The following is a 9,477-nucleotide window of genomic DNA, read 5'->3' on the forward strand; positions in this document are numbered from 1 at the left end:
CCACCAGCGGGGACGCGCCTGCGCGCACGCCGCAAATGCCGGCCTTCCACCTGGTCGCGCCGGGCTATCGCGGCATCACCCTCATCAACATCGGCACCGGTCCGTCCAATGCGCGCAACGTCACCGACCACGTCGCGGTGCTCCGCCCGCATGCCTGGCTGATGCTTGGCCACTGCGCGGGCCTGCGCAACACGCAGCGGCTCGGCGACTACGTGCTCGCGCACGGCTATGTGCGCGAGGACCATGTGCTCGATCGCGAGCTGCCCTTGTGGGTGCCGATCCCGGCGCTGGCCGAGATGCAGGTCGCGCTCGAGGAGGCGGTCGAGGACGTCACGGGGCTCGAAGGCTTTGAGCTCAAGCGCCTGATGCGCACGGGGACGGTGGCGAGTGTCGACAACCGCAATTGGGAGATCTCCGGGCCGGCGGTGATCCGCCGCCTGTCGCAGTCGCGCGCGGTTGCGCTCGACATGGAATCGGCCGCGATCGCCGCCAACGGCTATCGTTTCCGTGTGCCCTACGGCACGCTGCTCTGCGTCTCCGACAAACCACTGCACGGCGAGATCAAGCTCGCCGGCATGGCTAGCGAATTCTACCGCCGCCGCGTCGGCCAGCATCTCGAGATCGGCCTGAAGGCACTGGAGCGGCTCAAGCAGCAGGAATCGGAGCGGCTGCATTCGCGAAAGCTGCGCAGCTTCGCCGAGGTCGCGTTCCAGTAAAGGACACCGGATCTGTCGTACGAACGCTGAAGCCTTCTGAAGCGCAGCGTCCCGGAATATTGCCGCCGAGGCAGGGTTATCAATTCGTCCGGGGCCGCTTGAAACAGTACAGGAGGCAGACATGATCGCAGCGATGATCAGGTGCGTCGCGTTGGGTACATTCGCGGCAGCCCTGTTGAGCTGGCCGGCATTCGCCGCGGGTGGAGGCGGGGGTGGCGGAGGCGGGGGTGGCGTCAGTTCCACCGATCCGTATGCCGGAGCGTATTCGGATCAAAAGCCGCAGCCGACCTATCCGAAACGCCCGGGTACCAAGGCAACCCAGAAGGGCAAGAAGCCGAACAACCAGTCCAGCATCGACGATCCCGCATTCGCGCCCGGCTATCGCATGGCCTATGACACCGTCTACGCGCGCAACGACTATGCGGCCGCGATCGCGCAATTGAAGTCGCTCGGCCATGACGACCATCCGAACGTCGCCAACCTCATCGGCTACTCCTATCGCAAGCTCGGCGATTACGAGCAATCGCAGGTCTGGTATGAGCGCGCATTGAAGGCGGACCCGAACCACGTGCTGACGTGGCAATATTACGGGTTGTGGCAGCTCGAGCGCGGCAATCGCGAGCAGGCGCTCTATCACCTTGGCCGCATTGCGTCGATTTGCGGGACAAACTGCGAGGAATATCGATCGCTGTCCGCGGCACTCGAGAGGCCGACCGGCACAGCGCTCACCTATTGAAGCTGGTGAGCAGCCGGTTCACCGATCCCTCCTGATGAGGGGCGCCGGATGACGGCCATGTCTTTCGGCGCGGATGGTGACAACGCGGCAGATTTTCAGCATTGTCCCGTTCGGGGGGGCGAACGGGACAATTGGATGCCGCTGACGCGCGACAAGATCATCGGCCACGACCTCCAACGGCTGGCCTTTCGCTTCACCATGCTGAGCGACGACGAGGTCGTTCAGTGCCAGATCAGCGACGCCGCGATGGACGAGCTCGCCGGCATGCAGGGCACCGAAAGCAGCGCGCGCCAAGCGCAATTCCTGTCGCTCCGCGAGACCATCGAGCGGATCGCGTCGGATCTGTACGACGAGGCACCGCGATTCCAGGGCTATGTGGTGCGGATTTTCATGCGGCATTTGGGGCGATGAGGTAATCGTTGCAGCAAGCGCAAAAAGCGCCGCGTCACCCTGAGGTGCTCGCCTCTTCGGCGAGCCTCGAAGGGCGACGGCCCCGCTGCATCCCGGCCGTTCATCCTTCGAGGCTCCCCACGTGGCGCGTTGCGCCACGTGTCTCGCACCTCAGGATGACGGTATTGGGAGTCTCCCTGCTGCGGCAGCAGCTCACTCCTCCAGCTTCCTCAACAACAACCTCAGCGCCGTCGCCGCGAACATTTGCATGTTCGCGAACCGCTCTTTGCTCCCCGTCTCCAGCGTCATCACCTCTGCCGCCGGCCCCGCGACTGCCATGCAGCTATGACCTGCGGCGTCGCCATAGCGGTTGCCGGTGGGGCCGGCTGCGCCGGTCTCGGACAGGCCCCAATCGCTGTTGAAGCGCGTTCGCATCTGCTCGGCCAGCAATTGCGCGTAGGGCTCCGAGGAGGAGCGAAAGCCCTTCATTCCTTCATCCGAAATATCCATCAGCACGCGCCTGGCATCGCGGGTGTAGACCACCGCGCCGCCGAGGAAATAGGCGGAGGCGCCGGGCACCGCGAGCAGGCTGGCCGCGAGCAGGCCACCGGTCGAGGATTCCGCCACGGCGATGGTCTGTTTGCGCGCGATCAATTTGGCGGCGATCTGTTCCGCAATGCCGACGAGCTCTTTCATTTCCCTGAACCTCTCATGTCCCCGAAACGTTGCTCAGCCTTCCTAGCATATGCCGGTTGCCCTCGCTGAGTTGCGGGCGGCGGGCAGGCCTGCTTGAATGGCGGGCAAGAGACAAAATTGACGAGGAAACGTGAAGGAGGCGTCATGGCGTCCCTGATCGCGGGCGGGGTGGATTGCGATGTGCATCCGGCCGTGCCGCATCTGACCAGCTTGCTGCCGTACCTGAACGATTACTGGCGCGATCAGGTGACGACGCGCGGCATGGTCGACCTCGTCTCGCAATCCTATCCTGAGAGGTCACCGATCGTGGCGCGCCCCGATTGGCGCCCCGAGAGCGGCAAGCCGGGCGAGAGCCTGGAGGACATGCAACGCCATGTGCTCGATGCCTTCAAGCTCGAGCATGCCATCTGCAATCCGCTCTACGGCGTGCAGATGGTGTTTTCGGAAGATTTGCAGGCCGCCTTCTGCCGCGCGTTGAACGACTGGCTGGCGCGGGAATGGCTCGATCGCGACAAGCGGCTGCGCGGCTCGATCGTGATCCCGACGCAAAGCGTCGAGAAGGCCGTCGCCGAGATCGAGCGCTGCGCGCCGGACAAGCGCTTTGTGCAGGTGCTGATGCTGGTCATGGGCGACACGCCACTCGGCAAGCGCGCGCTGTGGCCGATCTATGAAGCCGCGGAACGGCTGGAACTTCCGGTCGGCATCCACGCCGGTTCCGCTTACCACAATCCGCCGACCGCGGTGGGATGGGGTTCCTATCACATCGAGGATTATGTCGGGCAGGCCCAGGCGTTCCAGACTCAGCTCACGAGCCTGATCGTCGAGGGCGTGTTCGCCAAATATCCGCGCCTGAAAATGGTGATGCTGGAGTCGGGCGTCTCCTGGATCTCCCCCTATCTCTGGCGCCTGCACAAGTTCTGGCGCGGGGTGCGAATGGAGACGCCTTGGGTCGATCGCGCGCCGCTGGAGATTGTGCGCAGCAACATCCGCTTCTCGTTACAGCCATTTGATGCGCCGCCAGACGACGCGACATTAATTCGCCTGTTTGATCATATGCAGTCGGACGAATTGGTCCTATTCTCCACGGACTATCCGCACTGGCAGTTCGACGGCCAGAACGCGCTGCCCGAAGGTCTCACCCCTGATCTCGTGCGCAAGATCATGATCGACAATCCGCATGCGACCTATCCCCGCCTGACTTAGCCCGCTGCCAAAGGAGGCAAGGCGATGAATATCCAATTCCGCGAGAGCTCCGAAGCTGCTTCCCCACTGACTCCGAAAACCGCGATCGCGGATTGCGACATCCATCCGGCCCGCGCCACCCGCACCGAGCTCTATCCCTATCTCGCCAAACGCTGGCAGCATCATCTCGAAGTCTACGGTGTCCACGCCTATCAGGGCATGATGGAAGGCCCGCCCTATCCGAAGGCCCAGCCCAATGCCTCGCGCCGCGATGCCTATCCGCCCGAAGGCGGGCCGCAGGGCTCCTCGCTCTCCTTCATGCAGAAGCAGCTGCTCGATCCCAACAACGTGCAGTTAGGGGTGCTCAATCCGCTCAACACCGGGCAGGGCATCCGCAATCATGAACTCTCGGCCGCTCTGTGCTCGGCGATCAACGACTGGCAGATCGACAAATGGACCAGCAGGGACAAGCGGTTGAAGGCGTCCATCGTCGTCGGCAATGAGGATGGTTTGTCGGCCGCTGCCGAAATCCGCGAGCGCGCCGGCGACAAGAACTTCGTCCAGGTGCTGCTGCTCAGCCGCAATGTCGAGCCGCTCGGCCAGCGCCGCTACTGGCCGATCTATCAGGCCGCGGAAGAAGCGGGGCTGCCCGTCGGCGTCCACGCCTTCGGCTTCGGCGGCAATCCGATCACGCCGTCGGGCTGGCCCTCCTATTACATCGAGGAGATGGTGGGCCATTCGCAGTGCCAGCAATCGGCGCTGGCCAGTCTTGTTTTGGAAGGCGTGTTCGAGCGCTTCCCGAAACTGAAGATGGTGATGATCGAGGCCGGCTTCGGCTGGGCGCCGTCGCTGGCGTGGCGGCTGGACAAGGTGTGGCAGCGCCTGCGCAGCGAGGTGCCGCATGTGAAGCGGCCGCCGTCCGAATATATCCGTGAGCAGGTGTGGTGGACCACGCAGCCGATGGAGGATCCGGAACGGCGCGAGGATTTGTTCGATGTCATCGACTGGATCGGCTGGGACCGGCTCCTGTTCGCCACCGACTATCCGCATTGGGACTATGACGAGCCCTCGCGGGTCTTACCCGCGGGCGTCAGCGAGGCCAATCGCGAGGCGTTCTATCTCGGCAATGCGCGCGCCCTATACGGGATTGGTTGATGGCGCGGCATGTCATCGCGCCGGTCGACGAGCTTCCGCCGGGCACGCGAAAATTCCTGGAGATCGACGGGCGGCCGATCGCGGTCTTCAACATCAAGGGTGAATATTTCGGCCTGATGAACCGCTGCCCGCATCAGGGCGCGGCGCTGTGCGAGGGCCCGCTGATCGGGCTCGCGCAATCCCGGGATCCCGGCGAGATCGAATATACGAAACTCGGCGAGATCATCCGCTGCCCCTGGCACGGATGGGAATTCGACATCCGCACCGGCCAATCCTATTGCGACCCCCGCCGCTTCCGCGTGAAGGCCTATCCCGCCCAAGTCGAGCCGGGTGCCAGCGTGGTGAAGGGGCCGTATGTCGCCGAGACTGTTACGGTCAGGGTCGAGAGCGACTACGTGGTGGTGGAGCTGTAGCCGCCGCTGTCATTCCGGGGCGGTCCGCAGGGCCGAACCCGGAATCCATCGTGCAACAGGATGCTCGGAGAAATGGATTCTCTGATGCCCCAATTGCGCATCAGAGTTCGCGCTACGCGCCCCGGAATAACACCGCTCTAATGCCCTGCGACCGGCTCCGGCACCGCATCATATGTCGGCACCGACTTGCCGCCGCCGCGATACACCGTCGACGCCGCGATGATGCCGAGCAGGGCGGCGAACATCAGCCAGAAGCCGGGTGAGGCCTTGTCACCGGTGCGCTCGATCAACCAGGTGGAGGCGAGCGGCGTGAAGGTGCCGAACAGCGCGGCGGCGAGCGCAAACGCAAGCGAGAAGCAGGTGGTGCGCACATGCGCCGGCACGATCTCGACCAGCGCACCTAACATGGTGCCGCTGTAGACACCGAAATAGAACGAGAACATCATCTCGACCGCGAGCAGCTTGCCGAAGGTCGGCGCCGCCACCAGCCAGTGCAGCGCCGGATAGGCGGTGACAAGCGAGAGACCGGCGATGGCGAGCAGCACCGGCTTGCGGCCGATGCGGTCGGACAATGCGCCGCCGACCGGATTCCAGATGAAGTTGCTCACCGCGACCAGCAGGGTCACGAGCAACGCGTCCTGCGTCGACAGCTTCAGCACCGTCTTGCCGAAGGTCGGCGTGTAGACGGTGACGAAATAGAACGTCGTCGTGGTCAGGATCGCGATCATCATGCCGAGGACGACGATGCGCCAATTGGCGAGCGCGGAGGCGAACACCTCGCTGGCCGTGGGGTGCTTCTTCATGGCGAGGAAGGCCGGCGTCTCCTCCAGCGTCCGCCGCAGGACAAAGATCAGGGGAATGATCAGGCAGCCGACGAAGAAGGGAATGCGCCAGCCCCAGGCGGCGACCGTGTCGGCCGGCATCACCTCGGACAGGATGAAGCCGAGGATGGAGGCCACGAAGATCGCGACCTGCTGGCTCGCTGATTGGAACGAGGTGTAGAAGCCGCGATTGCCGGGCGTTGCGATTTCCGCGAGATAGACCGACACGCCGCCGAGTTCGACGCCCGCTGAGAAGCCCTGCAGCAGCCGGCCGATCAGCACGATGACGGGCGCCGCGATGCCTATGGTCGCGTAACTCGGGCAGAATGCGATCACCACGGTGCCGAAGGCCATGATGCCGAGCGTGACGATCAGGCCCTGGCGGCGGCCGATGCGGTCGATGTACGCGCCAAGCACGATCGCGCCGACCGGCCGCATCAACGCGCCGAGCCAGAACACGCCGAAGGTGTTGAGCAGCGACGCGGTCTCGTTGGAGGAGGGGAAGAACGCCTTGCCGATGGCGGCGGCATAGAAGCCGAACAGGAAGAAGTCGAACTGCTCGAGGAAATTGCCTGACGTCGCGCGCAGGATCGCGCCGATGCGCGACTTGATTTCGGGTGAATTGGTTGAGGTGGCTGGTCCAGCCATGGCGTTCTCCCCTTCAAGACGTGGCCGGACCGGAAATGATTTCACGGCAAGACGGCAGATTGTAGCTGCGACAATCTGTCTCATCCCTTCCCGCGCGGGGCGAAGCAAGTCAACCGCTTTTGCCGCGGAAGCCGATGATTCTTCAGGCTTTATTTTGCGTTGCAGCGAGCATCCATTCCCGGAATGCGACCAGTTTCGGCGCCTCGCGGCGGCCCTCGGGCGAGACCAGGTAGAAGCCGGCATCCGCCGGCAGCGCGATCTTGAAAGGGACCACGAGGCGGCCCTTGGCGATGTCGTCCTGGACGTAGGACGTCCGCCCCATGGCGACTCCGATGCCGTCGATCGCGGCCTGGACGGTCATGAAGATCATGTCGAAGGTGATGCCAGGATGCCTGGCGATGTCGGCCGGCAGGCCCGCCGCCGTCAGCCACAGCCGCCAATCGTCGCTATTGGTGTTCGAGGTGTGCAGCAGCGGATGGTGCCGGAGGTCTTCAGGCCGGCGCAGCGGCTTGTCGCCGCGCAGCAGCGACGGACTGCATACCGGAAACAGCTCATCCGCCATTAGCCAGTCGGCGCGCAGGCCGGGCCACTGGCCGCGGCCGTAGCGGATCGCGGCATCGACATTGTCGCGCTGGAAGTCGACGAAGGTGGCCGAGGTGGTGATGCGGACATCGATGCCCGGATGCTGCTCCTGGAAATCCGTCAGCCGCGGCAGCAGCCATTTTGCGGCGAGCGAGGCCAAGGTCGAGACGGTCAGCACCTTGTCATCGTCCTTGCGCAGCAACCGGTCGGTCGCAAGCCGGAGGTCGTTGAAGGCCGCGCGGACGCCCGGCAAATAGTCGCGCGCTTCCGGCGTCAGCGCCAGCGCGCGGTTCTGCCGGATGAACAGGCGGATGCCGAGCTCCTCCTCGAGCCTCCGGATCTGATGGCTGATCGCGGTCTGCGTCACGTTCAATTCGGTGGCCGCCAGCGTGAAGCTGAGATGGCGCGCGGCGGCCTCGAACGCCCGCAATCCGTTCAGGGAGGGCAATCTGGCAGTCATTTGGCAGCAGGATACATGACGTTATTTCATGCGAAAAGGTACAAATTGTCGTTTGTCGCAGCGCAACAGCAGGCAGATATTAGCGGTCAAGTTAGCTCCAGGAGCTGGAAATGTCTACTTTGACTCACAACTCGATGACAAATCATCATGTGCCAAGCCTGCTTCAACAGGTCAGTGAGACGCTGCATGTCTGGCACGAGCGCTATCGCAACAGGCGCGAGCTCACCCAATGGACGGCGCGGGATCTCCAGGACGTCGGACTGTCCTGGAGCGATATCGCCTCCGAGGCCGACAAACCCTTCTGGCGGGCCTGATTGGCCGCCAGGCCGGCGCCGCCTGAAGACAGGGGCGCCGGCGGTCCCTTTTCCGTAGGGCATGTGTCATGAGCACTCTCCGCCTCGAAGACCTCCAGCAATATTCGGACACGCTGCGCACCCGTCACGGCGAGGCGCTCAACGTTCGCTTCGTCGAGCCGCGCGACGCCGACGAGCTTCAGCACTATTTTCGCTCGCTCTCGACCCGCTCGCGTTACAACCGCTTCTTCGGCGCGATCAGCGAGCTGCCCAACGGCCTGCTGCACGACTTCCTTGAGATTGGCGAGCGCGAACGTTTTACGGTGGTCGCGACCATGAGGGTCGACGGCTTCGAGACCATCGTTGCCGAGGCGCGCTACGCGCTGCACGCCGAAACCGCGACGCTCGAATTCGGCCTGTCGGTCGATGATCGCTGGCAGGGCCACGGCATTGCCACCGCGCTGCTGAAGAACCTCGAATGCCGCGCCGCCGCGCTTGGCGCCGCGCATATCTTCGGTGAGACGCTCCGCTCCAACGAAACCATGCTTTCGCTCGCCCGCAAATCCGGTTTCGCCTTCGTCAATCATCCGGATGACTGGAAGCTGGTGCGCTTCGACAAGGAGATCGCGGTCGCACCGAAAGACATTCCCTGCGCGAGCTGGCGCCTCGCCGCCCTTTCCCGTCAGGCCGATAGCCCCTCAGCCTCGGCCTGACTCCACTGCAAGCCCGGCTCTGGTGAAACAGAGCCGGGCTTTTTTTGTTTACTTCCGTCATCCTGAGGCGCTCGCTCTGCGGCGGCCCGCAGAGCGAGCCTCGAAGGATGAACCGCCCCGCTGCTTTCCTGGCGTTCGATTCCTCCGGGCAACAGTCGGGCCGTCGCCCTTCGAGGGCCGCTGAAGAAGCGGCCGCCTCAGGGTGACGGTGAGGGTTTTTCGAACCGGCTACTTCCCCGTGAACACCGCTTTCCGCTTCTCGATGAACGCCTGCACCGCCTCCTTGTGATCGGCGGTCGTGGTCAGGCGGATCAATCGTTCGGCCTCGTGGTCGCGCGCTGTCTCGAAGTCGAACAGTACGGCCTCGTCGAGATTGTCCTTCATGTAGCGCAGCGCCAGGCGCGGGCCTTCAGCGAGCGACTTTGCTAGCGCAAAGGCTTCGGCTTGAAGTCTGTCGTCGGGCACGACGCGATTGACGAGGCCGATCGCCTCGCAGCGCGCGGCGTCGACCCGATCGCCGGTGAACATCAATTCCCGCGCCCGCGCGGTGCCGACCAGCCGCGTCAACAGCCAGGCGATGCCGTAATCGCCGCTGAGCGCGATGCGCGCATAGCCGGTGGCGACGAAGGCGGATTGCGCGGCGATGCGGATATCGCAGGCCATGGCGATGGC

The 9,477-nt window shown here is 64.0% G+C and carries 12 protein-coding genes; 8 read left to right on the forward strand and 4 right to left on the reverse strand.

Annotation, left to right across the window (positions count from 1 at the left end; all coding sequences use genetic code 11):
• The 3 genes from MOV75_RS16120 to MOV75_RS16130 form a co-directional block, all read left to right on the forward strand.
• Positions 1-716, forward strand: a 716-nt coding sequence (locus MOV75_RS16120) for an AMP nucleosidase (protein ID WP_247006170.1), incomplete at its 5' end; no start/stop codon positions are given.
• A gap of 121 nt (positions 717-837) precedes the next feature.
• Complete coding sequence (locus MOV75_RS16125; RefSeq protein ID WP_246925184.1) at positions 838-1,452, forward strand: tetratricopeptide repeat protein; 615 nt, start codon at positions 838-840, stop codon at positions 1,450-1,452.
• Between the two features lie 135 nt (positions 1,453-1,587).
• Positions 1,588-1,863 (forward strand): DUF1488 family protein, encoded by a 276-nt coding sequence (locus MOV75_RS16130; RefSeq protein WP_246925181.1) that lies wholly within the window; start codon positions 1,588-1,590, stop codon positions 1,861-1,863.
• Between the two features lie 192 nt (positions 1,864-2,055).
• On the opposite strand, the gene MOV75_RS16135 is transcribed toward MOV75_RS16130, so the two are convergent.
• Positions 2,056-2,538, reverse strand: a complete 483-nt coding sequence (locus MOV75_RS16135) for a CinA family protein (RefSeq protein WP_246925179.1) — start codon at positions 2,536-2,538, stop codon at positions 2,056-2,058.
• Positions 2,539-2,682: 144 nt separating this feature from the next.
• Between MOV75_RS16135 and MOV75_RS16140 the strand changes: the two genes are divergently transcribed.
• The 3 genes from MOV75_RS16140 to MOV75_RS16150 are packed head-to-tail and all read left to right on the forward strand — an operon-like array spanning position 2,683 to position 5,288.
• Positions 2,683-3,741 carry an amidohydrolase family protein gene (locus tag MOV75_RS16140; protein WP_246925176.1) on the forward strand — a complete coding sequence of 353 codons (1,059 nt, stop codon included), beginning with the start codon at positions 2,683-2,685 and terminating at the stop codon, positions 3,739-3,741.
• A 24-nt stretch (positions 3,742-3,765) separates the two neighbouring features.
• Positions 3,766-4,875 (forward strand): amidohydrolase family protein, encoded by a 1,110-nt coding sequence (locus MOV75_RS16145; RefSeq protein ID WP_246925173.1) that lies wholly within the window; start codon positions 3,766-3,768, stop codon positions 4,873-4,875.
• Positions 4,875-5,288 (forward strand): Rieske (2Fe-2S) protein, encoded by a 414-nt coding sequence (locus MOV75_RS16150; RefSeq protein WP_246925171.1) that lies wholly within the window; start codon positions 4,875-4,877, stop codon positions 5,286-5,288. Before MOV75_RS16145 ends, MOV75_RS16150 begins: the two co-directional genes overlap by 1 nt.
• Positions 5,289-5,425: 137 nt before the next feature.
• Here MOV75_RS16150 and MOV75_RS16155 read toward each other — a convergent pair whose 3' ends face one another.
• Positions 5,426-6,757 (reverse strand): MFS transporter, encoded by a 1,332-nt coding sequence (locus MOV75_RS16155; RefSeq protein WP_246925168.1) that lies wholly within the window; start codon positions 6,755-6,757, stop codon positions 5,426-5,428.
• A 142-nt stretch (positions 6,758-6,899) separates the two neighbouring features.
• Positions 6,900-7,799, reverse strand: coding sequence for a transcriptional regulator GcvA (locus MOV75_RS16160; protein ID WP_246925166.1), 900 nt, complete (start codon positions 7,797-7,799; stop codon positions 6,900-6,902).
• A 110-nt stretch (positions 7,800-7,909) separates the two neighbouring features.
• On the opposite strand from MOV75_RS16160, the gene MOV75_RS16165 reads away from it, so the two are divergent.
• Positions 7,910-8,113, forward strand: a complete 204-nt coding sequence (locus tag MOV75_RS16165; protein WP_246925164.1) for a DUF1127 domain-containing protein — start codon at positions 7,910-7,912, stop codon at positions 8,111-8,113.
• A 68-nt stretch (positions 8,114-8,181) separates the two neighbouring features.
• Positions 8,182-8,805 (forward strand): GNAT family N-acetyltransferase, encoded by a 624-nt coding sequence (locus MOV75_RS16170; protein WP_246925162.1) that lies wholly within the window; start codon positions 8,182-8,184, stop codon positions 8,803-8,805.
• Positions 8,806-9,033: 228 nt separating this feature from the next.
• Here the strand turns inward: MOV75_RS16170 and MOV75_RS16175 are convergent.
• Positions 9,034-9,477, reverse strand: a 444-nt coding sequence (locus MOV75_RS16175) for an enoyl-CoA hydratase-related protein (RefSeq protein ID WP_247006172.1), incomplete at its 5' end; no start/stop codon positions are given.

The organism is Bradyrhizobium sp. PRIMUS42, assembly GCF_023006515.1.
In the GTDB taxonomy this organism is placed as follows: domain Bacteria; phylum Pseudomonadota; class Alphaproteobacteria; order Rhizobiales; family Xanthobacteraceae; genus Bradyrhizobium.